The organism is Alteriqipengyuania lutimaris, from assembly GCF_003363135.1.
Classification (GTDB): Bacteria; Pseudomonadota; Alphaproteobacteria; order Sphingomonadales; family Sphingomonadaceae; genus Alteriqipengyuania; species Alteriqipengyuania lutimaris.
Map to the genome: position 1 here is coordinate 1,087,874 of NZ_QRBB01000001.1, position 24,057 is coordinate 1,111,930.

21 protein-coding genes are annotated in these 24,057 nt (G+C 67.8%); 5 read left to right on the forward strand and 16 right to left on the reverse strand.

Going from position 1 to position 24,057, the window contains the following annotated elements:
* Positions 1–4: 4 nt before the first annotated feature.
* Positions 5–763, reverse strand: a complete 759-nt coding sequence (locus DL238_RS05425; RefSeq protein WP_115491331.1) for a competence/damage-inducible protein A — start codon at positions 761–763, stop codon at positions 5–7.
* A 17-nt stretch (positions 764–780) separates the two neighbouring features.
* Positions 781–2,304, reverse strand: a complete 1,524-nt coding sequence (locus DL238_RS05430; RefSeq protein ID WP_115492781.1) for a flavin-containing monooxygenase — start codon at positions 2,302–2,304, stop codon at positions 781–783.
* 139 nt (positions 2,305–2,443) lie between these two features.
* On the opposite strand from DL238_RS05430, the gene DL238_RS05435 reads away from it, so the two are divergent.
* Positions 2,444–4,477 carry a TonB-dependent receptor gene (locus DL238_RS05435; RefSeq protein WP_115491332.1) on the forward strand — a complete coding sequence of 678 codons (2,034 nt, stop codon included), beginning with the start codon at positions 2,444–2,446 and terminating at the stop codon, positions 4,475–4,477.
* Here the strand turns inward: DL238_RS05435 and DL238_RS05440 are convergent.
* From DL238_RS05440 to tsaD, 11 genes are all read right to left on the reverse strand, one after another.
* Positions 4,465–5,010 (reverse strand): DUF421 domain-containing protein, encoded by a 546-nt coding sequence (locus DL238_RS05440; RefSeq protein WP_115491333.1) that lies wholly within the window; start codon positions 5,008–5,010, stop codon positions 4,465–4,467. The genes DL238_RS05435 and DL238_RS05440 overlap by 13 nt on opposite strands.
* A gap of 81 nt (positions 5,011–5,091) precedes the next feature.
* Positions 5,092–6,102, reverse strand: a complete 1,011-nt coding sequence (locus DL238_RS05445; protein ID WP_115491334.1) for a fumarylacetoacetate hydrolase family protein — start codon at positions 6,100–6,102, stop codon at positions 5,092–5,094.
* On the reverse strand, positions 6,099–6,749 hold the full coding sequence (maiA, locus tag DL238_RS05450; RefSeq protein WP_115491335.1) for a maleylacetoacetate isomerase: 651 nt from the start codon (positions 6,747–6,749) through the stop codon (positions 6,099–6,101). The genes DL238_RS05445 and maiA overlap by 4 nt, the downstream gene beginning before the upstream one ends.
* Positions 6,750–7,065: 316 nt before the next feature.
* Positions 7,066–8,241, reverse strand: coding sequence for an acyl-CoA dehydrogenase (locus DL238_RS05455; protein WP_115491336.1), 1,176 nt, complete (start codon positions 8,239–8,241; stop codon positions 7,066–7,068).
* A 102-nt stretch (positions 8,242–8,343) separates the two neighbouring features.
* Positions 8,344–8,769, reverse strand: a complete 426-nt coding sequence (locus tag DL238_RS05460; RefSeq protein ID WP_115491337.1) for a response regulator — start codon at positions 8,767–8,769, stop codon at positions 8,344–8,346.
* Between the two features lie 99 nt (positions 8,770–8,868).
* Positions 8,869–9,561: a hypothetical protein gene (locus DL238_RS05465; RefSeq protein ID WP_115491338.1), complete on the reverse strand. Its 693-nt coding sequence runs from the start codon at positions 9,559–9,561 to the stop codon at positions 8,869–8,871.
* A 186-nt stretch (positions 9,562–9,747) separates the two neighbouring features.
* Entirely contained in the window at positions 9,748–10,500 is a 753-nt protein-coding gene (locus DL238_RS05470) for an OmpA family protein (RefSeq protein WP_234030976.1), read from the reverse strand.
* A 39-nt stretch (positions 10,501–10,539) separates the two neighbouring features.
* Positions 10,540–12,240, reverse strand: a complete 1,701-nt coding sequence (locus DL238_RS05475) for a vWA domain-containing protein (RefSeq protein WP_115492782.1) — start codon at positions 12,238–12,240, stop codon at positions 10,540–10,542.
* An 86-nt stretch (positions 12,241–12,326) separates the two neighbouring features.
* Positions 12,327–13,865 carry a lipopolysaccharide biosynthesis protein gene (locus DL238_RS05480; RefSeq protein WP_115491340.1) on the reverse strand — a complete coding sequence of 513 codons (1,539 nt, stop codon included), beginning with the start codon at positions 13,863–13,865 and terminating at the stop codon, positions 12,327–12,329.
* The gene (locus DL238_RS05485; RefSeq protein ID WP_115491341.1) at positions 13,862–14,863 is read right to left on the reverse strand and encodes an NAD(P)H-dependent glycerol-3-phosphate dehydrogenase; all 1,002 of its coding nucleotides are present in this window, start codon (positions 14,861–14,863) and stop codon (positions 13,862–13,864) included. The genes DL238_RS05480 and DL238_RS05485 overlap by 4 nt, the downstream gene beginning before the upstream one ends.
* Positions 14,863–15,891: a tRNA (adenosine(37)-N6)-threonylcarbamoyltransferase complex transferase subunit TsaD gene (gene tsaD, locus DL238_RS05490; RefSeq protein WP_115491342.1), complete on the reverse strand. Its 1,029-nt coding sequence runs from the start codon at positions 15,889–15,891 to the stop codon at positions 14,863–14,865. Before tsaD ends, DL238_RS05485 begins: the two co-directional genes overlap by 1 nt.
* Positions 15,892–15,936: 45 nt before the next feature.
* Here tsaD and hemC point away from each other — a divergent pair, with 45 nt between their 5' ends.
* Genes hemC through DL238_RS05505 form a run of 3 tightly spaced genes read left to right on the forward strand, consistent with a single transcriptional unit; the run spans position 15,937 to position 18,598 of the window.
* Positions 15,937–16,866, forward strand: a complete 930-nt coding sequence (gene hemC, locus DL238_RS05495) for a hydroxymethylbilane synthase (RefSeq protein ID WP_115491343.1) — start codon at positions 15,937–15,939, stop codon at positions 16,864–16,866.
* Positions 16,867–16,883: 17 nt separating this feature from the next.
* Entirely contained in the window at positions 16,884–17,564 is a 681-nt protein-coding gene (locus tag DL238_RS05500) for a uroporphyrinogen-III synthase (protein ID WP_115491344.1), read from the forward strand.
* Between the two features lie 56 nt (positions 17,565–17,620).
* A complete protein-coding gene (locus DL238_RS05505) occupies positions 17,621–18,598 on the forward strand; it encodes an MICOS complex subunit MIC60 (RefSeq protein ID WP_115491345.1) in 978 nt (325 codons plus the stop codon).
* A gap of 47 nt (positions 18,599–18,645) precedes the next feature.
* On the opposite strand, the gene DL238_RS05510 is transcribed toward DL238_RS05505, so the two are convergent.
* Positions 18,646–19,878, reverse strand: a complete 1,233-nt coding sequence (locus DL238_RS05510; RefSeq protein WP_115491346.1) for an FAD-dependent monooxygenase — start codon at positions 19,876–19,878, stop codon at positions 18,646–18,648.
* 58 nt (positions 19,879–19,936) lie between these two features.
* Here DL238_RS05510 and DL238_RS05515 point away from each other — a divergent pair, with 58 nt between their 5' ends.
* Entirely contained in the window at positions 19,937–22,012 is a 2,076-nt protein-coding gene (locus tag DL238_RS05515) for a protein-disulfide reductase DsbD family protein (RefSeq protein ID WP_115491347.1), read from the forward strand.
* Here the strand turns inward: DL238_RS05515 and DL238_RS05520 are convergent.
* The gene (locus DL238_RS05520) at positions 21,948–22,523 is read right to left on the reverse strand and encodes a hypothetical protein (protein WP_115491348.1); all 576 of its coding nucleotides are present in this window, start codon (positions 22,521–22,523) and stop codon (positions 21,948–21,950) included. The genes DL238_RS05515 and DL238_RS05520 overlap by 65 nt on opposite strands.
* A gap of 9 nt (positions 22,524–22,532) precedes the next feature.
* Positions 22,533–24,035 (reverse strand): S10 family peptidase, encoded by a 1,503-nt coding sequence (locus DL238_RS05525; RefSeq protein WP_115491349.1) that lies wholly within the window; start codon positions 24,033–24,035, stop codon positions 22,533–22,535.
* Positions 24,036–24,057: the final 22 nt, after the last annotated feature.

Here is a 24,057-nt window from a genome sequence, read left to right on the forward strand (position 1 = left end):
CCCATCAGATGCCGCCCGCCACCGGGGAATGGCCCGCCTCCATCAGCGCATTACGCAGGTCCTTGGAACATGCAGCCAGCGCCTGCGCATCGGTCGATCGGACGACGAAATTCGCGCCGACCTTGCCTTCGCGGAAGAACGGGTAGCTGCCGATCTGGCATTTCTCGTGCCGCGCGACGACTTCGCGCAGCAGCCCCGCGACTTCGCTCTCGGCGGTCCAGCAGCCCATCGTCTCGCTCTTGAGCGGCGCGCCGCCTTCGAGCGTTCCGGTCAGCGCGTCGAGCATGCCAGCAGTGATGTGCGGCACGCCCGCCATCAGGTGGATATTGCCGACCTTGATCCCCGGCGCGCCCGACATGCGATTGGGGATGAGCTCCGCACCTTGCGGTACGCGCGCCATCCGCAGCCGGTCTTCGGTCAGCCCGCCGGGCTTGTCGGCGTAATAGCGTTCGAGCAGCGCGCGCGCTTCGGAATGGACGATCACATCCACGCCCAGTGCGGCGGCTACCGCGTCCACGGTGATGTCGTCATGCGTGGGGCCGATCCCGCCGGTGGTGAAGAGATAGTCGTTGCGCGCCCGCAGCGTGTTCACCGCTTCGACGATATGGTCCTGCTCGTCCGCCACCACGCGCACTTCGGCCAGCCGGATGCCCTGCACCTGCAGCCACTGCGCGACCTGCGCGATATTCCTGTCGTGCGTTCGGCCCGAGAGGATCTCGTCGCCGATCACGACGAGCGCGGCAGTCCAGATACGCGTGGTCATGACGGGCTCGGCAATCCTCAGCCTGCGGTGCGTGCGGTGCTGGAGCGTTCGGGCGCGACTTCGTCTGCCGGTGCGTGGGACAGCGCCTTGAAATGGAGGATGCCGTCGTCGATCGGATCGCTCTTCATCTGTTTGCGATCGACCCGGTAATCCTGGTTGAGCCGCCACGGGAAGCTCACCGCGTTCTTCGGCATGATCGCCTTCGAGCGCTGGATATAGCCCGAGGAGAAATCGAAGATGTCATCGTCCTCCAGCGCGGCGGCCTCGTGCCCGGTAAGCTGCGGGACCGCGATATCGACGCCCCTGGCGTCCATCTCGTTCAGCACGTCGCACACATAGGCCGCGTTGAGATCGGCGCGCAAAGTCCAGCTGGCATTGAGATAGCCGAACACCACCGCGAGGTTGGGCAGGTTCGAGAACATGCAGCCCTTGTAGTAATAGCGCTGCGCGAAATCGACCGGTTCGCCGTCCACCGAAACCACGATCTTGCCCGCAACGGCAAGCTTCAAGCCCGTCGCGGTGACGAGGATGTCGGCTGCGATCTCGCGTCCGTCCTCCAGCACCACGGCGTTCTTCGCAAAGCGTGCAATGCGCCCTGTGACGATCTGCGCCCTGTCGCGCTTGATCGCTTCGAACAGGTCGGCGTCGGGCACCAGGCACAGGCGCTGGTCCCACGGGTCGTAGGGCGGGGTGAAGGCGCGCGCGTCGTACTTGTCGCCAAGGTGCCCCTGAACCTTCTTGATCAGGAATTCCTTGACCTTTTCGGGCCTGCTCTGCGCGCGTTTGAAGCCGATGTCCTGCATCACCACGTTTTTCCAGCGGGTGATCTTGTAGGCCGTGTCCTCGGGCAGGATCTTGCGCAGGAAATTGGCGAGCCCGTCGCGCGCCGGGCGGCTGAACATCCAGGTCGGCGTGCGCTGGAGCATCGTGACCGATGCGGCTTTTTCCGCCATCGCGGGAACGATGGTGACGGCGGTGGCGCCGGACCCGATGACGACGACGTTCTTGCCTTCGTAGCCGAGATCGTCTGGCCAGAATTGAGGATGCACCACTTGCCCCTCGAATTCGCCGAGTTCGAAACCGGGGTCGTAGGGCTCGTCGTAGTCGTAATAGCCCGATCCGAGGTAGAGCCAGTTGCCGGTCAGCCGCTTGCGCTCGCCTTCTTGCGTGACGACCGTGACCACCCACCGCGCGGTCGCGCTGTCGAAATCGGCGGTTTCGACGCGCATGCCGAAACGGATGTTCTCGCGAATGCCGCGCTCGTCCACGATCCGGTCGAGATAGTCGAGGATCGCGGCGCCATCGGCGATGCTCTTCTCGTGCCGCCAGGGCTCGAACACGAAGCCGAGCGTGTGCATGTCGCTGTCGGAACGCACGCCGGGATAGCGGAACAGGTCCCATGTCCCGCCCAACCGTTCGCGCCGTTCGAGGATGGCATAGCGCTTGTCGGGGCATTCCGTTTCGAGATGGGCGGCCATGCCGATGCCGGAAATCCCCGCGCCCACGATCAGCACGTCGAAATCGGTGTCGCTGTTGTCCATCGGGGCGTCCATCATCTGCATCGCTCTCTCGTATCGCTTCGCAGCCTATCGCATGGCCGCAGGCTTGGCGAGGGGGCCATTGGGTCACGTCCTTTCGGCCCGGATGACGCGGGGGCGATGTGCGGCTAGAGCGCGCGGCATGAAAGCCCCCCTCCTTCGCGCCGCCGCCCTGATGCCGCTGTGCATCGCTGTACCCTCGCTCGCGCAGGAGAGCGATGGTGCCGACCGCGAGCGAGGCGATGCGCCGGTCATCATCGTCACCGGGCGCGGGCTGGAGGATACGCCTGCAACCCCCGCCTACGGAACCGTCGAGGTGGACCGCGAGACGGTGCTGACCGTGCCATCGGGCCGGATCGAGGAGGCGCTGGCGAGCGTCGCGGGCTTCCAGCAGTTCCGCCGGTCGGACAGCCGTTCTTCCAATCCGACCGCGCAGGGCGTGACGCTGCGCGCGCTGGGCGGCAATGCCACCAGCCGCGCGCTGGTCACGCTGGACGGGGTGCCGGTGGCGGACCCGTTCTTCGGTTACGTGCCCTTTGCCGCGCTGCTGCCCGAGCAGGTCGGGCGGATCGCGGTGACGCGCGGGGGCGGATCGGGCCCGTTCGGCGCGGGCGCGCTGGCGGGTACCATCGCGATCGAGAGCCTGTCGCCCGACCGGCAGGCACCCTTCGGCGCGAGTGTGCTCGCGAACGATCGCGGCGGCACCGAGGCCGCCGGTCAGTTCGCCGCGCCGCTGGGCGGCGGCTACGCGACCGGGGCGATCCGGTGGGACCGCGGGCCGGGCTTCTTCACTGCGCCCGAGGACCAGCGCGTGCCCGCCAGCGTGCTCGCGAAGTTCGACAGCGTGTCGGGCCAGCTGCGCGCGGTCGCCCCGCTCGCGCAGGATCTGGAGCTTCAGGCGCGTGTGCTTGCCTTCGACGATGCCCGCACGCTGCGCTTCGAGGGCGCGGACAGCTCCGCCAGCGGGCAGGACTACAGCATCCGCATCGTCGGGCGCGGGCGCTGGCAGGTCGATGCGCTGGGTTACGTGCAGGCGCGCAATTTCAGCAATCTCGTCGTCAGCTCCAGCCGCTTCGTTCCCGTGCTCGACCAGCGCAGCACGCCTTCGACCGGGCTCGGCGGCAAGCTGGAAGTGCGCCCGCCCGTCGGCCCTGCGCACACGCTGCGCCTCGGCGTCGACTATCGCCGTGCCGAGGGCGAGTTGCAGGAAGAGCCGATCAGCTCCTTTACCGGCAATGTCACCGCGCGGCGGCGCGCGGGCGGCGTCACCAGCGATCTCGGCCTCTTCGTAGAGGACGACTGGGAAGTAGGACAGCTGGTCCTGACCGGCGGGCTTCGCGCGGATCGCACGGTGATTGCCGATGGCTTCTTCACGGAGCGCGATGCGGCTGGTGCGCTGGTGGAGGACAACCGCTTCGCCGACCGCAGCGACTGGACGCTGACCTATCGCGCGGGTGCGCTGTTCCGGGCAGGGCCTACGCTAGACCTGCGCGCGGCTGCCTATAGCGGGCTGCGGCTGCCCACGCTCAACGAGCTGTACCGCCCCTTCGTGGTCTTCCCCGTGGTGACGCAGGCCAATGCGGCCCTCGCCAACGAGGAGCTGCGCGGGTTCGAGGCGGGGCTCGACTGGCGGCCCGTGCAAGGCGTCGCATTCAGCCTGACCGCCTTCGACAACCGGCTGGAGAACGCGATCGCCAACGTCACCATCGGCGAGAACCTGCGCCAGCGCCGCAACCTGCCCGCGATCGAAACGCAAGGGATCGAGGCGGGGCTGCGGGTGGCGCGCGGTCCGATCCGCTTCGACGGCAGCCTGTCCTACTCCGACCCGCGGATCGAAGGCGAGGGCGCTTCGCTATCGCTCGACGGCAATGCCCCGCCGCAGAGCCCGCGCTGGTTTGCGGCGGCCTCGCTCACCTATGAGCCGAAACCCGACACCCTGTTATCGCTCACGCTGCGCCATGTCGGCGACCAGTTCGAGGATGACCAAGAGAGCGACATCCTGCCCGCCTTCACCACGCTGGGGGCCTACGCGCAGCTGCCGCTTGTAGGACAGCTCGATCTCGTCCTGCGGGCCGAGAACCTGTTCGACGAGGAAGTCGTCACGCGGGTGTCGGGCGGCGACGTCGATCTGGGTGCCCCGCGCACGCTGTGGGCAGGCGTGCGCTACGGCTTCTGAAACGCGGGCGCGGGATCGCGTGCGTCGTCAACGCCTTCGAGGATCGCGGGGTCGAGCTTCGGCCCGTGCAGCACCGAAATGTCGCCGGTGGTTTCGAGCACCACCGCGCGCACTTCGTCGAAACTCGTGGTGTTCGATTCGCGCAGCTTGGCGATGATGTCGGACCGCGAGACGCGGGTCTGCGTCATCGCTTCGGTACAAAAGCGGCCATCGACCATCAGCAGGACGGGATCGTTCTGGATCGCCTCCTCGAACGTATCGGACTGCTTGCGGATCTTCGCGATGATCAGCTGCACCGCGAAGAGCGCGAACATCACCACGGCGGCCTGGACGAAGCCCTGCCAGTCGGTTGCGCGGCCCATGCCTGCGAGAACGGTGCCGCTGGCGACGGTGATGACGAAGTCGAAATTCGTCATCTTCGAAAAGCTGCGCAGGCCGACGATCCGCGTCAGCAGGATTACATAGAAGATGCCGATCGCGGTCAGGATGGTCCCGCGCGCAATCAGGTCGTAGGTTGTGTCGTCAAAGAACATTGGTGTGCCTCCTGTGGTCGACGCAGAGATGACGTTCGCGGCGCGCCACAAGCTCGCTGCGAACGGGAGGCGGATGAAGGTCTAGGCCTGCACGACCTTCTGTTCGATCGAACCGAAGATCGACTTGCCGTGATCGTCCTCCATCCAGATCTTCACCGTGTCGCCCGGCTCCATGAAGCGCGTCTTGGCTTCGCCGCTGGCGATGGTTTCGATCATGCGGATTTCCGCGATGCACGAATAGCCCTTGCCGCCTTCGCTCACCGGCTTGCCGGGGTCGCCATCGGGCCCCTGGTTCGAGATCGTGCCCGAACCGATGATGCAGCCCGCGCCCAGATTGCGCGTCTTGGCCGCGTGCGCGACCAGATCGGCGAGGCTGAAGGTCGCGTCCTGGCCCACATCGGCGCGGCCGAACGGGTCGCCGTTATAATCGACCATCAGCGGCAGCTGGATCACGGCGTCCTTCCACGCATCGCCCAGCTCGTCGGGCGTGATAGCCACGGGGCTGAACGCGGTCGCGGGCTTGGACTGGAAGAAGCCGAAGCCCTTGGCCAGTTCGCCCGGGATCAGGCCGCGCAGGCTCACGTCGTTGACCAGCATCAGCAGCTTGATGTGATCCGCCGCCTCGTCCGAGGACACGCCCATCGGCACGTCGTCGGTGATGCAGGCGATCTCGCCTTCCATGTCGCAGCCCCAGCTGGTGTCCTTGAGCGGAATGTCGGCGCGCGGGGGGAGGAAGTCGTCGCTGCCGCCCTGGTACATCAACGGATCGTGATAGAAGCTCTCGGGCACCTCGGCGCCGCGCGCTTTGCGCACCAGCTCGACGTGGTTGATGTACGCGCTGCCGTCGGCCCACTGGTACGCGCGCGGCAGCGGCGAATGCGCCTCGCGCTCGTGGAAGCGTTCGCAGGGAACGGCTTCGTTATTCACGTCGCGGTACAGCGCCTCGAGCTTGGGCGCCGTATTCGCCCAGTCGTCCAGCGCGTCCTGCATCGTCTCCGCGATATTGTCCGCCGCGCAGTAGCGGGTGATGTCTTTCGAGACGACCACCAGCTTGCCGTCGCGCGTTCCGTTATTCAGCGTCGCGAGTTTCATTGGACTGTCTCTCCTTCGGGGGTGTCGTTCTGGTTGTCGGGGTGCGCCCTTTGCACTTCATCCAATGCGAGGCAGGCGGCTTCGATCCGGGTTGTATGCGGCGCATCTGAGAAATCGTAACCGAAGCGGCGCGCGTTGTAGATCTGCGGCATGAGCACGACCTCGAAGAAGCCGGGCGCATCGAACAGGAAATCGCCGGTATTCAGCTGGGCGAGCCGTTGCTCCACCGGCACCAAGGTGCGGGCGAGCCAGTGGCGATACCAGGTTTCGACGCCCTCCTGGTCCTGCCCGTATTCGCTCTTGAGATACTTGAGGACGGGCAGGTTGAGCGGCGCGTGCAGCTCGGTCGCGATGGCATAGGCGAGTTCGCGCGCGAGGTAGCGCTGTTCGATCTCGACCGGGAGCAGCGGCTTTTCGGGGTAGGCTTCGTCGAGCCATTCGATGATCGCCATCGACTGCACGCGATCCTTGCCGCCCGCTTCGAGCATGGGCACCGTGGCGAAGGGATTGCGGCTGGCAAAGGCTTCGCCCTTCTGCTGGCTCTCCACCAGATTGACCGGGCAGTTCTCGTATTCGAGCCCCTTCAATTGCAAGGCGAGGCGAAGGCGGTAGCTGGTGGAGCTGCGGAAGTAGCCGTAGAGTTTCATGCATTCGTCCCGTGGATTGCGGCGCGGCCTGACACACCTGACACACTGTCTAAAGGCAAAAAACCGGGCTGCCGTTCCGCGCCTCGGGACGGCGTGGTGGAGACGGGCGAAGCAAAGTGCACGCCCGGCTTTTCGCACTTTTCGGCCGTGTAGGACAGGGCTTGGCGCCCCCTACCAGCCCTGCACGTGACCCGCGGCAATCCAGTTTGGTGCATGAAACGCAATGCCGGTTGATGGACCGGTTGATGGATCGCCGCGCTCGCCCCGCTGTTCCCCCGGATCGGGTGTCCGGTGGCTCGCGATGACGCGAATTGCATCAGAACGCGGCAATACCCGTGATCGCACGCCCCAGGATCAGCGCGTGGACATCGTGCGTGCCCTCGTAGGTGTTGACCGTCTCGAGGTTAATCATGTGGCGCATGATCTGGTATTCCTCGCTGATACCGTTGCCGCCGTGCATGTCGCGGGCAACGCGCGCGATGTTCAGCGCCTTGCCGACATTGTTGCGCTTCACGATCGAGACCATGTCGGGCGACCAGTTGCCTTCGTCCATCAGGCGACCCACGCGCAGGGAGGCCTGAAGCCCCAGCGCGATCTCGGTCAGCATGTCGGCGAGCTTCAACTGGTAGAGCTGCTTGGAGGCGAGCGGCACGCCGAACTGCTGCCGGTCGAGCCCGTACTGGCGCGCGGCGGCCATGCAATATTCGGCCGCACCCATGCTGCCCCATGAGATGCCATAGCGCGCGCGGTTGAGGCAGGAGAACGGACCTTTGAGTCCCTGCACTTCGGGGAACATGGCGGAAGCGGGCACGCGCACCTCGTCCATCACGATCATGCCCGTGGTGCTGGCACGCAGCGAGAGCTTGCCCTCGATCTTGGGGGCGGAGAGGCCTTCCATACCCTTTTCGAGCACGAAGCCGCGAATGGCGCCGCCATGTTCTTCGCTCTTGGCCCACACCACGAAGACGTCGGCGAACGGCGAGTTGGAAATCCAGGTCTTGCTGCCCGAGATGACGTAGTCGTCGCCGTCCTTCTTGGCGTGGGTCTTCATCCCCGCCGGGTCCGAGCCCGCATCGGGTTCGGTCAGGCCGAAGCAGCCGATCAGCTCGCCGCTGGCGAGGCCGGGGAGGTACTTCTGCTTCTGCTCTTCGGTGCCGAAGGCGGTGATCGGGTACATGACCAGGCTCGACTGCACGCTCGCCATCGAACGGTAGCCGCTATCGACCCGCTCGATCTCGCGCGCGACGAGGCCATAGGCGACGTAGCTGGCACCTACGCCGCCAAATTCCTCAGGCGTGGTCACGCCGAGCAGGCCGGCCTTGCCCATCAGCGGGAAGAGTTCGGGCGCGCTGGCCTCCTCGCGAAAGGCGTCGATCACGCGCGGCTGGAGTTCGCTCTGCGCGAAGGCGTGCGCGGACTCGCGGATCATCCGCTCGTCCTCGGTCAGCTGGTCGTCGAGGCGGAAGGGGTCGGTGGCGTCGAAGGGGATCATGGGTGTGGGGCTCGCTTCTCTTGTCGCCCGGTCCCATGGCAAATCGAGGCATGGCCCGGCAAGCCCTGCATTGGGCAATGCGGGCGGACGGCAAGTTGAACGTCAGGCGGTTTCGACGCTGACCGATACTGCGAGGGACTTATCAGTCCCGGCCGGTTGAGCCTCGTCCTGCTCGCGCGTCAGCACGGTGTGCACCTGCGTCAGGATATCGCCGGGAGGGCAGGGCTTGGCCAGCGCCAGCGTGCCGGGGAAGCGGGTCGAGACTTCATCCAGCGGCAGGTGGCCCGAATGGAAGATCACCGGCACGTTTTCCGCGATCAGCTTTTCCGCGAAGGGATAGACGACGGTATCGTGCAGCCGGATATCGAGGATCGCAAGATCGGGGCGCTGCTTCTGGAAGGCGAGCATGGCGGAATTCAAGTCGCCGTGCGGGCCTTCGACCTGATAGCCTGCTTCGGCGATGGTATCGCACAGGTCCATCCCGACGATAGGCTCGTCTTCCGCGACAAGGATGATTGGCTGTTCCATCTGCTCTCCACCAGCGACCGCAATCTTTCAGAACGGTTCCACAACAGGATCGTTCCAAAACGGGCGCCGTGGCAAGCGAATTCTTGCCTGTACTCTTTTTTACAGCTTGCCGAAGCGGGATTCGTACGCGGCGGTATCCCCGCTTTCGAGCAGCCTGGCCTGTTCGATCCAGTTGTCGCGCCGGATGCGGCCCTTGAAGCGGCCCAGCTGGTCGTCGATCCGGTCGATGTCTGCCTCGCTCCAGCTGGCGATCTGCCCGAAGGAGGTGACGCCCAGCGCGTTGAGCTGCGTGGCGAGTTTCGGGCCGACGCCCTTGAGCCTGGTCAGATCGTCCGCGGCGCCTGTGTCCGACGCGGCGGGCGGGGTCTGCGCCGCTTCCCTTTCCTCGGCGACGACGCCGCCAACGGCGGCTCCGGCACCCCCGGTCGCGGTCGCGGCGGGTTCGGCGCGCGGTGTGGGGACCGGAGCCGGGGCCGGGGCAGGTGTCGGAGCGGGTGTCGCCGCTGTCGATGCGGGAGGCGGAGGAGGGATGGTCTCAGCTTCCGGAGCGGGCGCCGGAGCGGGCGTGGCGGCGGCAGGCCGTCCGCTTGCAGCGGGCGGCGCGGGGTCCTTCGCGGCTGCTGGCGGAGCATCGATCAGCGCCTGATTGCGTTTCGTCCCGGTCTCCTCGGGGCTATCCTCGCGCGTCACCCTGGTCTTGCGCGAGCCTGACAGGAGGAACCAGGCAACCACGAACCCGACCAGCACGGCCAGCAGGATCAGCAGCCAGTTCGCCTCGATCAGTTCAATCATCTTGGGCTTTGCCTCTTTTCGTTACCTGTCGCGCGCATTAACGCGAAAGGCCTGTCCGCGCAAAGTCCAAAGCTTGGCCGTGCCTGCGCCGAGCCCCAGGCCCACGACATATCCGGCTAGGGCAAGCGCCACCAGTTCCAGGGAAAGAGCCATGTTTCGTCTCGTGCCTCGCGTGCTGGGCCCGCGCTAGCGTGCCGCGGGTGTGTCGATCGGGGTGGGGCTGGGCGTCTCGCCGGAAATGACGCGGAATTCGATCCGCCGGTTGGCCGGATCGGCGGGGTCGAGACCTTCGATCGTGCGCGAACTGCCGTATCCGGTCGCGCGCAGGCTCTGCCCCGGGATGCCGCGGTCGATCAGCTCGCGCCGCACGATCTGCGCGCGGTCCTGCGACAGCGCCAAGTTGACCTGCGGCGAGCCCGAGGTGTCGGTGTGGCCGGAAATGGCGATGGTCGTGCCGACACACGGGCGCAGCGTGTTCGCCAGCTCGTCAAGCAATTCCTCGCTGCCGGGGATGAACTCGGCCGAGGATTCCTCGAACCGGATCGTGCGTTCGGCCAGCACGGTCAGCAGCTCGCTCTCGCAGCGCAGCGATTCGATGTCGGTATCGCCGGAGGCCAGCATGGTCCCGTCGGTCCAGTGCACGCCGCCCACGCCCGGGATGTCGTAGATGGCCTGCGCGATCCGTGCGCGTTCCAGCTCGGTCAGATCGCGATTGGGCGTCAGCATTGCGTGGCGGGTCGGCCAGCCGCCGGCGGTGTAGAAGCGCACCTCGACCGCCGGATCGGGGCCCTGCTGCGCGGGCAGTTCCCGGGTCGCTGCGGCCAGCCGCTCGACATAGCCCACCGCCGTCTGGCTCGCGAACAGCAAGGCGATGGCGCAGACCAGCATGGCACCGGCGGAAAGGATGATCGCGGGATGGAGGGCGGGGCGAATTGTCACCCCGCCCCGATAGCGGCCCGTGGGTCGGGGGGGAAGGCCTCAGGGTTGGTCGAGGCTGTCGGCAACGCCGACCAGCTTGACGAATTCCTGCCGGTAGAAATCGCTCTGCGCGCCCGCCAGCGCGCGGATCGCGTCGTAATCGAAGTCCGCCAGCAGGGTATCGCCGCGCAGCTTCTGCGCGAATGCGGCGACCGATGTCGCGAAGGCGAAGTCGCCCGATAGCGGCCCGGCATTCGCCAGCGCGTTCGCGGGCAGCACCTGCGTGATCAGCGTCGAGGTGTCGCCATCGGGCTGCTTGTAGCGCAGCTTGACGAAGGCCGCCTCCGCCGCCTGCCCGGTCGCGGCCTGCGGAATCCGGTCCTGATAGCGGCGGCCGGGGATCCAGCCGTCGGCCTGCGCGGGCACCACCTCATAGATCGCGGTCACCTGGTGGCCCGATCCGATATCGCCCGCATCGACCGCGTCGTTGTTGAAATCCTCTTCGCGCAGGATGCGGTTCTCGTAGCCGATCAGGCGGTACTGGCTGACGACCGCGGGATTGAACTCGACCTGGATCTTCACGTCCTTGGCGATGGTAAAGAGCGTCGCGCCGAGCTGTTCGCCCAGAACTTTGCGCGCCTCGATCGCGCTGTCGATATAGCCGTAATTGCCGTTACCCCGGTCGGCGATCTGCTCCATCAGCGCTTCGTTGATATTGCCGCGCCCGAAGCCCAGCACGCTCATCGCGATGCCGTTGCGGCGCTTGCCTTCGACATATTCGAGCAGCGAGTCGTTGTCCGACAGGCCGACGTTGAAATCGCCGTCGGTCGCCAGGATCACGCGGTTGATGCCGTCGACCTTGCCCGCTTCGGCCACGCGATAGGCGAGCTCGAGCCCCGCACCGCCGGCGGTCGAGCCACCGGCCTGCAGATCGTCGAGCGCGGCCATGATCTCGCGCGGGTCGCTGGTCGGCTCGAGCACGAGGCCCGCCGCGCCCGCATAGACCACGATCGAGACGCGATCGCGCAGGGTCAGCCGGTTGACCAGCGTCTTCATCGCGGTCTTCACCAGCGGCAGCTTGTCGGGCGAACCCATCGAGCCCGACACGTCGAGCAGGAAGACGAGATTGGCCGCCGGGCGCTCTTCCTTGGGTGCGTCATACCCGGCGAGGCCGATCCGTACGAGGCGCGTGTCGGCATCCCACGGGGTGCGCGCGACATCCATGTTGACCGTGAAGGGCGCGGCGTCCGCGCTCGCCGGGCGCGGATAGTCGTAGCGGAAGTAGTTGACGAATTCCTCGGTCCGAACTGCCGCTTCGGGCGGTAGCTCCCCGTCGGTCAGCATCCGGCGCGCATTGGAATAGGAGCCCGTGTCGACATCGACCGAGAAGGTCGAGACCGGCGCTTCGAGCGTCACCGCGACGTCCGAGACGTCCTTCCCGTCATAGCGTTCGCGATCGGGCTGCGTCGGCACGACGATCGAAGGGACGTAGCGCAGGTCTTCGGACGTGCGCGGCTGTTCGCCAGGGGTCTCGGCCTGTTCCCGGGTCACGCGCGATCCGGTGACCGTGACCGGTGCGGCCGCCATCATCTGCGGTGAGGGTGGAGGCGGCGGCGGGGGAGGGGGCGGCGGAGGAGGTGGCGGGGGGATACTGCTCTCGCGGTCGGCGATGGCGCCGTTGCTCTTATCGGCCATTCCATCGGCGGTTGCGCATCCGGTGAGTGCGAGGCCGCTGATCGCGACGACGGCGAAAGTCTTCATCCCCATTACGATTGTATCCCCTCTGTCTTTTCTTTCGGGTCGTGCGACCAAGCTCCTCCGAAACGCGTGAATGCCTTCTGAATATTTCAGGAGGATCGGGGCGCGGTCTCGTCCTGCGCCAGGTTCCGGCGGAACAGCACGCGGTCTTCCTCGCGGAAGCCGACGAACCAGATGATCGTCCCGTAGGTCAGCAGGATCGCGGGGATGCCGACGATCAGCTCGAGCCACTCGGGCACCTGCGTGGCGGCCCAGCCGAGCACTGCTGCGGGGATCGCGGCGGCGAACAGACCCCAGCGGAAATTGCTGACCGTTTCGCCCAGGATGCGGCCCAGCAACATGCTCTTGGCGATGCTCGCCCCGGCCAGCGCGATCGCGAGCGCCAGCGCGGCGGCGGGCGCGCGCCAGTGTTCGGGCAGGCCGTAATCGCTGATCGCGACCATGAAGGCGATGGTCAGCGCGGCCTGGAAGACGATCGTGGCGATCGAGATGATGAGGTTGCGCATGCGCGCGATGTAGATGAGCGCGCTTTCGGAGACGACCGCCAGCGCCGCGACCACTTCGGCCACCAGCAGGATCGACAGCGCGCCGGTGCCGCTGACGAAGTCCGGCCCCAGCAGACCCATCACCGCCTCGCCCGGAATGGCGAGCGCCAGTGCCACGCCCGCCTGCACCGCGACGATCCAGAAGCCGACTTGGCACACCTGCCTGGCAATGGCGGATCGGTCGCCGACCTTCAGCGCGGCAGTGATGACGGGGCCCAGGATCGGGTCGAAGCTGGTCTTGAGCTTCTGCGGCAGCGTGGCGACCTGCTGGACTGCGTAATAGACGCCGACCTGCGAGGGCGAGGCGAACTGGGCGAGGATCGCGAGGTCGAGCTTGCGCGTGCCCCATTCGATCGCGTCGGCACCGGCGAGCGGCAGGTTGCGCACCGCCAGACGGAAGACGCGGGTCGGGTTCGGTTTCCAGCCGCGCGGCAGGCCGTAGTGCCGGATCACCGGCATGAACGCGGCGACCGAAGCGGCGATAATCGAGATCACATAGGCGACCTCAAGCCCGCTTTCGGGCACGACGAAGAACAGCGCGCCCGCCGCGATCGAGATCGCCCACGGCTCAACCACCGCACGGCTGCGTACCGTCGCCCCGATATCGTAGCGGTAGGCGCAGGCGGCCAGCGCGACCTCGGTCAGCGCGAAGGGCAGGATCGTGAAGACGAGCAACCACGACAGGTCGCCATTCGCGCCGTTGGGAAACATCGGCTGCGGGAAAGCGAGCAGCAGCCCGGTGAACGCCAGCGAGGTAAGGATGCTGAGCGTCATCCCGTCGGCCACGATATGCGCCGGCGGGCGATCGTCGTTCTCGCTCAACTGCTGGGCGAGCCCGCGTTTCTGGCCGAGCACCGCCACCTGGCTCGCCAGTTCGATCACCACGAGCGCGGCGGCGAACCGGCCGAGCATGTCGTCGCCGTAGAGCCGTCCGGCAATCAGCAGGAAGGGGATGCGCGCAGCCAGCCGGATCAGGAAGCCGAAGAAATTGGTCCGCCCGCCTCGCGCCAGCGCGGCCATATCGTCGCGCGGGGTCCCTCCTGGAGGCTTTTCGGCAGGCGCGGTGGAGCCGGGCTCGCTCAAGCGGGGCGTCTTTCGGTGGTGAGCGGGCGGGCGAGCAGGTCGGTGACAACATCTTGCGCGGGCGCCCCGTCGAGCAGCGCGACCACCGCATCGACGATCGGCATGTCGATGGCTTTCTCATGCGCAAGCTTTTGCAGCACCGGCGCGGTGTGCGCGCCTTCGGCCACCGTGTCGCGATTCTCCATCAGGTCGCGCGCGCTCTGGCCCTCGCCGATCGCCTTGCCGAGCGAGAAATTGCGGCTCGAGGTGGAGGAACAGGTAAGCACCAGATCGCCCAGCCCGCACAGGCCGGTCAGCGTCGCACGCTCCGCCCCCAGCGCCTCGCCGAAGCGGACCATTTCGGCAAAGCCGCGCGCGATCAGCGCGTTGCGCGCGTTCTGGCCCAGCGCCAGCCCGTCGACCACGCCGCAGGCGATCGCGAGCACGTTCTTCACCGCGCCGCCGATCTCGGCGCCGATCAGGTCGTCGGAGTAATAGGGCCGGAAGGCGGGCCGGGCGATCACGGGCGACAACCGCTCCCACTGATCCTCGCCCCCGCCGCACGCCAGCGTCACCGCGGCGGGCAGCCCGGCGGCGACTTCGTGCGCGAAAGTGGGACCCGAGAGCGCGGCGAGCGTCGCGCGCGGGCAGGCTTTCGCGGCGACGTCGCTCATGATCGCGCCGGTCGCCTGCTCGATACCCTTGGCGCAGATGACGAGATCGCCCGAGAAGCCGGGCATCTGCGCCAGCACGCTGCCGAGGTGCTGTGCGGGCACCACCGCCAGCACAACCTGCGCCCCGGCGACCTCATCGAGCAAACCGGTCGCTCGGATCGTCGGCGCAAGCTGCGCATCGGGCAGGAAGCGCGCGTTGCGGTGGTTGGCATTGATGTCCTCGACCACGTCGGCTTCCAGCACCCACATGGTGACGTCGCGCCCGTCGGAGGCGAGCATCTGCGCAAGCGCGGTGCCCCATGCGCCGCCGCCGAGGACTGCTACGGACTGTTGTTCTGGGGTCATTACGCTTTCACTCCGGCCCCGCGTGCTGGTTCCGCATCGGGATCGAGCGGCCAGCGCGGGCGTGCCTTGTAGTCGAGCGGATCGCTTTGGCCGAGCCTTTCGCAGCCCGCCCATGCGATCATCGCCGCATTATCGGTGCACAGTCGGGGTGGTGGCGCGACGAAGCGCATCGCGTGGCGCTGCGCCAATGCCTCGAGCGCGGCGCGCACGCTTGCATTGGCCGCGACCCCGCCAGCGACCACGAGCGCGGGGGCCTGTCCGCCATTGGCGATCGCCCGTTCCAGCCGGTCGACAAGGCAATCGATCGCAGCCTGCTGGAAGCTCGCGGCAATATGGGCGGTGGCATGCTGGCCGCTCTCGTGCGCGCGCAGGACCGCGCTCTTGAGCCCGGCGAAGGAGAAATGCGGTTCCTTGCCGCCCACCAGCGGGCGCGGCAGCGGCACGGCCTTCGGGTCGCCTTCGCGCGCCAGTCTTTCGACCGCCGGGCCGCCGGGAAAGCCCAGGCCGAGGATCTTCGCGGTCTTGTCGAACGCCTCGCCCACCGCATCGTCGATCGTGGTTGCGAGGCGGCGATATTGCCCCACGCCTTCGCAGCGCAGGATCTGGCAGTGTCCGCCCGAAACGAGCAGCAGCAGGTAGGGAAATTCGAGCTCGGCATCGACCAGCCGGGGGCTGAGCGCATGGCCTTCGAGGTGATTGACCGCGATCAGCGGAGCTTCGCTGGCCATGGCCAGCGCCTTTGCGCTTACCAGCCCGACCATCACCCCGCCGATCAGCCCCGGCCCGGCGGTGGCGGCGATGGCGGCGCAGTCGGACAGCTCCATCCCCGCCTCGTCCATGACCTCGGCGACCATCGGCGCGATCCGCTCCGCATGGGCGCGCGCGGCAATCTCGGGCACCACCCCGCCATAGGGGCGATGCGCCTCGTCCTGCGATGCGATGCGCTGCGCGATGATCCGCCGGTCGGTGCTCACCAGCGCCACCGCGGTCTCGTCGCAGCTGGATTCGATCCCTAGTACCACCTGCATGGTGCTTTCCCTTAAAGCAGCGCGGGGCTAGGGCAAGGAAAGCCTATGCAGTCAGAACCTCTCCTCAAGCTCGGAACCCGCCGCTCCCCGCTCGCCATGGCGCAGGCGCACGAAACGCGCTCGCGGCTGTGCAAGGCGCACGGGTGGGACGAGAGCGCGGTCGAGATCGTCCCCGTGGTGGCCGGCGGGGACAAGATTCAGGATCGCCCGCTGGCCGAGGTCGGCGGCAAGGCGCTGTGGACGCGCGAGCTCGACCAGTGGCTCGCCGAAGGCCGGATCGACGTGGCGGTCCACTCGCTCAAGGATGTCGAGACCCTGCGGCCCGAGAGAATCGCGCTCGCCGCGATCCTGCCGCGCGCGGACCGGCGCGACGTGCTGCTGGGCGCAGGTTCGATCGCCGCGATCCCGCAAGGCGCGCGGCTGGGCACCAGCGCGCCGCGCCGTGCCGCGCAGATGAAGAACCTGCGGCCCGATATCGAGGTCGTTCTGTTTCGCGGCAATGTCGCCACCCGCATGGCGAAGCTGCAGGCGGGCGAGGCGGATGTGACGCTGCTCGCCGCCGCCGGGCTCGAACGGCTGGGCGAGCGCGGCGTCGGCACCCCGCTGGAGGTGGATGACTGGTTGCCCGCCCCCTCGCAGGGCGCGATCGGGATCGAGTGCCGTTCGGACGACGAACGTGTGCGCGAACTGTTCGCGGCGATCGATCACGCCGAGACCCGCGCCGAGATCGCGGCGGAGCGCGGCCTGCTCGAAGGGCTCGGCGGCTCGTGCCACAGCCCCGTGGGCGTGCTTGCGCAGCTGCAGGGGAAGCACATCCACCTCACCGCCGCGCTGTTCAGCGAAGACGGGGCAGAGCGGGTCGACGCCGCCGGCACCATCGCGGTGGGAGACGACGACGCGGTGCGCGCCTTTGCCGCCGATCTGCTGGCGCGCGCGACGCCCGGTGTCGCGGCGCTGTTCGGCGGCGCGGACTGACGGATGGGCTTGCTGGCATGAGCATGCCGGTCTTCGTCCTGCGGCCCGAACCGGGCCTGTCGGCGACCATGCGGCGCGGGATCGCGATGGGGCTTGCGATGGAGGCCATGCCGCTCAGCCATGCAGAGCCGCTCGACTGGGACATGCCCGGCGGGCGTTTCGACGGCATCCTGCTCGGCAGCGCCAATGGCCTTCGCCATGCCGGCGAAGCGATTGCACGGCATACCGACCTGCCCGTCTATGCCGTGGGGCAGGCGACCGCCGAGAAAGCGCGCGCGCTCGGATTCACGGTTGCACAGGTCGGCAGTGGCGGGCTCCAGCCGCTGGTCGACAGCCTGCCCGACGACAGGGCGTTTACCTTTCTGCGGCTGGCCGGGGCCGAGCATGTGCCGCTCGATCTGCCGCCGCATGTCTCGATCACCACCCGCACCACCTATCGCATCGTGCATGCTTCGCTCGAAAACGCACAGGTCGCGCGACTCGCGCAAGGGGGCGTGGTGCTGCTCCATTCGGGCGCGGTAGCCGCCCATTTCGCGAGGGAATGCGACCGGGCCGGGCTCGACCGTGCATCGCTGGCGCTCGCGGCCCTCGCGCCACGGATTGCGCGAAGTGTTTCAGATGGCTGGAAAAGCGTCGAGCTTGCGGCTAGTCCGGACGACGGTGCATTGCTTTCCCTCGTTAAGGATATGCGCCATTAACCAATCACCGCTAAGCTCCGGTGCGGGATCTCGGGGCGAAACGGGAATGAAGTGCAATGGAATCTGAAGACGCCCAGTCCGACAGCGCGCGACCCTCGCGCGCGTGGCTGGGCCTTGCTCTGGTGGTCTTTTTGCTCGTCGCGGCGGGGGCTCTGTTCCTCGTCTGGCGGCCCGAAACCTATACGCAGACCGTCGCCGCGCTGACCGAGAAGTCGGAAGATGCGAACGAGCCGATGAGCCGCGCGGGAGCAACGCCGGTCGCGAAGGCCGCGACGCCGTCAGCGGCCGAAGGCACGCTGGTGCCGCGCGCCCGCGCATCGCAGCCGTCTCCCACTCCCGCTGCCACGAAGCGGAACGCCGACGATGCCCGCGTCGAGCGCGTGGCCGAGCAGCAGGGCGGGCTCGAACAGCGCCTCAACGCCGCCGAGCAGCGGCTCGCGCGGCTCGATCTGCAGGCGCAGGCGGCGGCGGGCAATGCCGCGCGCGCCGAAGGCCTGCTGATCGCCTTCGCCACCCGCCGCTCGATCGAGCGCGGGGCCGAACTCGGCTATCTCGCGGACCAGCTGCGGCTGCGGTTCGGCGATGCGCTGCCCAATGCGGTGCGCACGCTGGTTGGCATGTCGCGCGAACCGGTGACGATCGACCAGCTGCTCGCGCGGCTGGAGGGGCTGGAACCCTCGCTGCGCGCCTCGCCCGAACAGCCGGGCCTCGAACGCCTGCGGCGCGAGCTGTCCAATCTCTTCATCATCCGCCGCCAGACCGCGCCCTCGCCGCAGCCGCAGCGGCGGCTCGATCGCGCGCGCATGTTCCTCGAAACCGGGCGTTACGAAGCCGCGATCGAGGAAGTGCAGAACATGCCCGGGGCATCCTCCGCCGACGGTTGGATTGCGGATGTGCGCCGCTATGCCGCCGCGCAGCGCGCGCTCGACCTGATCGAGACCGCCGCCGTGCTCGAACCGCGCCGCCTGCGCGATGGCCAGGGCGAGCGGATCGAGCAGCCCAGCCCGGTCGTGTCGCCCAGTCCGGCGGAGTAGTCGACAGGCTATCGGACCTTGGCGGACGTCAGCCGTCCGCCAATCCTTCAGCCCCGCATCAGTTCGGGCACGTCTCCGCTCACCCCGCGCGCTTCGTCCATGAACCAGCGCTTGAGCGGATCGAGCCGCTGCACGCCCGCCATGCCGAACCGGCGGACCGCCGATGCGCCGGGGCCGCCGATGCCGAACAACCGCGTCAGCCCGTCGGTCGCCAGCGAGACCATGAAGGCATCGAGCCCGCGCCAGCTCTCGTAGCGCTTGAGCATCTCCGGATCGGCCGCGTCGAGCCCCAGCCGCCTGCCTTCGGCAAGCACTTCGACCAGTGCGCCCGCATCGCGCAGGCCGAGGTTGAGACCCTGGCCCGCGATCGGGTGGATGCCATGCGCCGCGTCGCCGACCAGCGCGAGCCGGTGGTCGATCACCTTCGCGGTATGGTGGAACCCCAGCGGATAGGAGCTGCGCGGGCCATTGGCTTCGAGATCGCCGAACATGCGGCCCATGCGCTTGCCGACCTCGTGGATGAAGGCGCGGTCGCCCATCGCGAGAACCCCGTCCGCGTCCTTCTCGTCCACCGTCCAGACCAGCGCGCTGCGATGGCGGCCCTGCTCGTCGTCGAGCATCGGGAGCAGCGCAAAGGGCCCTTCGGGATAGAAGATTTCCCACGCGACATTCTCGTGCGGTTTGGAATGGGCCAGCCCGGCGATGATCGCGCGGTGGTTGTATTGCCAGTTGGCGATCTTCACCCCCGCTTCCTCGCGCGTCGGCGAACGGCGGCCTTCGGCGGCGACCATCAGGTGCCCGTGCAACTCGCTGCCGTCGGCCAGCGTCGCCGAGACCCTGTGATTGCCGCGCGTGCGCTGCGTTACTTCGACGCCCGCATGCCACGCGATCAGCGGTTCGGCCTTCGCCGCTTCGAACAGCGACAGCCGCAGCTGGCGGTTGGCGAACATCCGGCCGAGGCTGTCGTCGCCTTCGTCGGGCACGAAGTCGATCTGGCCGGGCTTGAGCTGGTCGGTCACCGCGATCTTGGCGATGGGGCAGCCATGCTCTTCGAGCGCGTCGGCCAGGCCGATATTGGTGAAGAGATTCCAGCTCGCGGTGGAGATCGCGGAGGCGCGGCCGTCGAACCCCTCGGCAGTAAGCGTTGCAGGATCGGCGCGGTCCACCACATGGCTCGACAGACCCTTGCGGGCGGCGGCGAGCGCGAGAGTCATCCCGACCAGCCCGCCGCCCAGAACCAGGAGATCGCGCGTGTCGGTTGGGGAAGGCTTGCTGGGCATGGCGGGGGCTTGCGTCTCTTGCTTGTTTGCGCGGGTTGCCCGTCCTAGGCCCCTCGCGATGATGCGCGCAAGCCTCACCAAGGTCCATCATGGCCTCGCCATGCTGCTGGCGCTGCTCGTGGCCCTGCTGCTGCCCGCTATCAGCCATGCGCAACAGACCTATATCGACGCGGCGCTGGCGGTCGAAGGGCAGGTAGCACCGGGCGGAGAGACGCGCATCGCGATCCGCTTCTCGCCGGTGGCGAGCGAATGGCACGGCTACTGGTCCAATCCCGGCGATGCGGGGCTGGGCATGCGGATCGAGTGGGACCTGCCCGACGGCGTGACCATCGGCGAATTCCGCTATCCCGCGCCCCAGCGCCTGCTGATCGGCGACCTGATGAACCACATCTTCGAAGGCGATTACGCCGTGGTCGCCCCATTGCGGGTGGCCGAAGATGCGGCACTCGATGGGCCCTTCGAGCTTGCAGGCACCGCCTTCTACCTCGCCTGCACCGACGAGATCTGCGTGCCGCAGGAGGCGCAGTTGCGCGCGGTGGTCGGGGTGGGAGAGGGTGCGGCCGACCCGCGCTTCGCACAGTACCAGAGCGCACTCGCCGCCCCGCTCGACCGGCCCGCGCGCTTCGCGATCGGGCAGGACCGCCTGCGCATTGCGATCCCGCTGCCCGCCACGCTGGATGTCGGCAGCCCGCACGTCTTCGTCGCGAACCGCAATCTCGTCGCCTACGCGCAGGAACAGAGCTTCGCGCGCGAGGGCGACACCCTGATTGCGCAGATCCCGCTGGCCGGGACCGGCGAGCGTCCCGAGCGCATCACGGGCATCGTGCGACTGGGAGATGGCACCGGATTGTCCTTCGAAGCCGAGCCGGGCGAGGTGGCTGCGGGCGGCGAACCGCTCCGCACCGGCGGGGATGCCCCGCCGCTCTGGGCGCTGCTGGGCGCGGCGCTGCTGGGCGGGCTGGTGCTCAACATCATGCCCTGCGTGTTCCCGATCCTGAGCCTCAAGGCCCTGTCGCTCGCCAAGGCGGGCGGCGAGGAGCGCGCGGCTCGAAAGGACGCACTGGCCTATACGGCGGGCGTGATCCTCGCCTGCCTTGCGCTGGGCGGGCTGCTGCTCGCCCTGCGCGCCAGCGGCGAGGCGGTCGGCTGGGCGTTCCAGTTGCAGGAGCCGGGCGTGGTCGTCGCGCTGTTCCTGCTTGCGGTCGCGCTGACCGCCAATTTCCTCGGCGCGTTCGAGATCCCGGGCATGGCGATTACCGGCGGCGGAGCGAGCCGCCGGGGCAGCTTCGCCACGGGCCTGCTCGCGGCGTTCGTGGCGACGCCGTGCACCGGGCCTTTCATGGCTGCGGCGCTGGGCGCGGCACTGGTGTTGCCGTGGCCGAGCGCACTGGGCCTGTTCGCGGCGCTGGGGCTGGGGCTGGCGCTGCCCTTCCTCCTCATCGGTCTCGTCCCCGCGATCCGACAGCGCCTGCCGCGACCCGGCGCGTGGATGGAGACCTTCCGCCGCTGGATGGCGCTGCCCATGGGGCTGACCGCGCTGGCGCTGGCGTGGCTGGTGTGGCGGATCGGTGGAGACATGTTTGCCGCAGGCGCGCTTTTCCTGGCGGTGCTGGTGATACTGGCGCTGCTCTACACCGGGCGACAGCAGGCGAGCGGAAACAGCACCCACTTCCTCTGGCCGGTGCTCGCCCCTTTCGTGCTTGTGGTGGTCTTCTTCGTCTTGCCGGGCGGCGTGTCTCCAAATGCCGGTGGCCCGTCGGCCGATATTCTCGACAGCCAACCCTTCAGCGAGGTCGCGCTCGCCGAAGCGCGCGACGAGGAACGCCCCGTCTTCCTCTATTTCACCGCCGACTGGTGTGTGACCTGCAAGGTGAATGAGAGTGTCGCGATCGAACGCGAGGAGACGGCGGAGGCGCTCGAAGCAGCCGATGCGCTCGTCCTGCGCGGCGACTGGACCCGGCGCGATCCCGAGATCACCGCCTTCTTGACGCAGCAGGGCGTCGCGGGCGTGCCACTCTACCTGTGGTATGCGCCCGGTGCGGCCGGGCCGCAGCGGCTGCCGCAGGTGCTCACTCCGGGCTCGGTTCGCGATCTGGCGGTTGCTTCCGCGCGGCGAGGCGACACGTCTCGATAAGGTCGCGCGGCGCGTCGCTGGCGTTGAGCGCCAGCGTGCCCGCGCCCGGAATCGTCAGTTCGGACCTGCGAAGCCCCGTCAGCACGTCGAGCTTTTCGGAGGCGAGCAGGATCGTCCCCTCCCAAAGGAAGGCGCGGCCATTATCGACCGCTTCGACCGGGAAGCGTTCCCTGTGGCCGTTGCCGATGATCGCCATCAGCGCCTGCGCGCCTTCGTCCGCCCGCGCGAAGCGCGTCACCCGCAGCTGCGGCTCTGCCGCCTCGTCCCCCTGCTCCATCTCGCACGCGATCGCCGCGAAAGGCGTCTGCCCCGGCACGCCGTAGAGCAGGCGCAGCGGAGTGCCGCTGGGCGCCCAGATCGCATTTTGGGCGTCGGGAGAGGGTTGCGGCTCGCTCGCATAGGTCGCGGGCTCGGGCGGCTCGACGCGCCCTTCGTAGCTGTCCGCGGCGGGCGGCTTGCACGCGGCCAGTGCGCAGGTCGTGGCGAGGGCGAGGAAGTGGATCGCGTGCAAAACCCGGCCTCAGCGATTGCGGATGAAGGCGCGGATATCGGCGGAAAGCTTCGCCCGGTCTTCGTCGCGAATATACATCATGTGGCCTGCGTCGTAGTAGTGGAACTCGACCCGATCCTGCGGGATGCCGATCCGGTTGAGCGAATATTCCGCGCCGAAGAAGGGCGTGGCGAAATCGTACCAGCCCTGGCCCACGAAGGTGCGCAGCTGCGAATTCTGGCGCATCGCATCGCCGATGAAGGGCGCGACGTTGAGATAGGCTCCGCGTCCCCGGCCCGACAGCGTCCAGTCCCAGTTGCGGCCCGGATCGCTGCCGATCGCCTGGTACTCGCGGTCCGTCTCGAACCCCAGCGTATCGCGTGCCCAGGAATTGATCGCAGCGGTGTAGCCGGCATCGATGCCGTAGAAGCTTGGGTCGTTGTCAGGGGATTCGCCTGCATCGTCGTAGTCGGTGCCGGTATAGCGACTGTCGAGCCGGCCAATGGTCAGGCCGCGATCGCGCAGCAGCTCCTTGTAGAAACGCTGGGGTGTCACGCGCAGCTCGGCCTGGTCGAGGTAGGTTTCGGACAGGCCGGTGAGCCGAGCAAGCTCCGCACGCACAATGGCGCGTTCGGCTGCGGACAGGTCCTGCCCTTTGAGCAGCGCGGTCACATAAGGCCCGATGGCGAATTTGCGCGCTTCCTCGGCGATCGCCTCCACCGAAGGCGCGGTCGCCTTGCCGTAGTAGTAGGCGGCGGTGGCCATGTTGGGCAGCGCCATCACATAGGCCATCTCGTTGCCCGGCGTCGGCTCGCGCGCGGCGAAATCGAGGATCGTGGAAACGAGGATCAGCCCGTTGAGGCCGACGTCGTTGTAGGTCGCGCCCTCCAGCTCGCGCACGACCATCGCGGTGCGTGTGGTGCCGTAGCTTTCGCCGCCGAGATATTTGGGGCTGTTCCAGCGTCCGTTGTCGTTGATCCAGCGGCGGATCACCGTGGCGACGGCACGCGCGTCCTGCTCCAGCCCGTAATATTTCTCCGGGTCGCCCTCGTCGGTCAGGTAGCTGAAGCCCGTGCCCGGCGGGTCGATGAAGACCAGATCCGCCACGTCGAGCAGGCTCTCGGGATTGTCGAGGATGGGGTAGGGCGGCGCACCATCGTCGCGCGCGTCCGAAGGTATCGCGACCCGCTTGGGCCCCCACGCGCCCATCTGCAGCCAGACCGAGCCCGAGCCCGGCCCGCCATTGTAGATGAAGAACACCGGGCGCGAGGTATCGCGCGGGCGTTTCACGTAGCTGGTGGTGACGATCACCGCCTCGGGCGTGCCGTCATTCGAAGACAGCACGTTCTCCTTGATAGTGGCGGTGTAGTTTATCCGCTGCCCGCCGAAGGTGCCTGAGAGGTCGCGCGACTTCACCTGCGGGGTGATGCTAGCGGCTTCGGCGGAGGCTTCGTCTTGCGCAAAGGCTGTGGCGGGAAGGACGGCGGCCAGCGCGACGGCGCCGACGATGTGACTGAGCGTGCGGAAGGTCATCGCGGCGCTATGCCAGCCCTTC

What these genes read in the sequence shown, in the direction of transcription:
- hemC (WP_115491343.1), top strand. Translation starts at nt 15,937, where the DNA reads ATGCAGTCAGAACCTCTCCTCAAGCTCGGAACCCGCCGCTCCCCGCTC.
- maiA (WP_115491335.1), bottom strand. Translation starts at nt 6,749, where the DNA reads ATGAAACTCTACGGCTACTTCCGCAGCTCCACCAGCTACCGCCTTCGC.
- DL238_RS05425 (WP_115491331.1), bottom strand. Translation starts at nt 763, where the DNA reads ATGACCACGCGTATCTGGACTGCCGCGCTCGTCGTGATCGGCGACGAG.
- DL238_RS05445 (WP_115491334.1), bottom strand. Translation starts at nt 6,102, where the DNA reads ATGAAACTCGCGACGCTGAATAACGGAACGCGCGACGGCAAGCTGGTG.
- DL238_RS05515 (WP_115491347.1), top strand. Translation starts at nt 19,937, where the DNA reads ATGATGCGCGCAAGCCTCACCAAGGTCCATCATGGCCTCGCCATGCTG.
- DL238_RS05455 (WP_115491336.1), bottom strand. Translation starts at nt 8,241, where the DNA reads ATGATCCCCTTCGACGCCACCGACCCCTTCCGCCTCGACGACCAGCTG.
- DL238_RS05465 (WP_115491338.1), bottom strand. Translation starts at nt 9,561, where the DNA reads ATGATTGAACTGATCGAGGCGAACTGGCTGCTGATCCTGCTGGCCGTG.
- DL238_RS05475 (WP_115492782.1), bottom strand. Translation starts at nt 12,240, where the DNA reads ATGAAGACTTTCGCCGTCGTCGCGATCAGCGGCCTCGCACTCACCGGA.
- DL238_RS05500 (WP_115491344.1), top strand. Translation starts at nt 16,884, where the DNA reads ATGAGCATGCCGGTCTTCGTCCTGCGGCCCGAACCGGGCCTGTCGGCG.
- tsaD (WP_115491342.1), bottom strand. Translation starts at nt 15,891, where the DNA reads ATGCAGGTGGTACTAGGGATCGAATCCAGCTGCGACGAGACCGCGGTG.
- DL238_RS05485 (WP_115491341.1), bottom strand. Translation starts at nt 14,863, where the DNA reads ATGACCCCAGAACAACAGTCCGTAGCAGTCCTCGGCGGCGGCGCATGG.
- DL238_RS05525 (WP_115491349.1), bottom strand. Translation starts at nt 24,035, where the DNA reads ATGACCTTCCGCACGCTCAGTCACATCGTCGGCGCCGTCGCGCTGGCC.
- DL238_RS05440 (WP_115491333.1), bottom strand. Translation starts at nt 5,010, where the DNA reads ATGTTCTTTGACGACACAACCTACGACCTGATTGCGCGCGGGACCATC.
- DL238_RS05435 (WP_115491332.1), top strand. Translation starts at nt 2,444, where the DNA reads ATGAAAGCCCCCCTCCTTCGCGCCGCCGCCCTGATGCCGCTGTGCATC.
- DL238_RS05460 (WP_115491337.1), bottom strand. Translation starts at nt 8,769, where the DNA reads ATGGAACAGCCAATCATCCTTGTCGCGGAAGACGAGCCTATCGTCGGG.
- DL238_RS05430 (WP_115492781.1), bottom strand. Translation starts at nt 2,304, where the DNA reads ATGGACAACAGCGACACCGATTTCGACGTGCTGATCGTGGGCGCGGGG.
- DL238_RS05505 (WP_115491345.1), top strand. Translation starts at nt 17,621, where the DNA reads ATGGAATCTGAAGACGCCCAGTCCGACAGCGCGCGACCCTCGCGCGCG.
- DL238_RS05510 (WP_115491346.1), bottom strand. Translation starts at nt 19,878, where the DNA reads ATGCCCAGCAAGCCTTCCCCAACCGACACGCGCGATCTCCTGGTTCTG.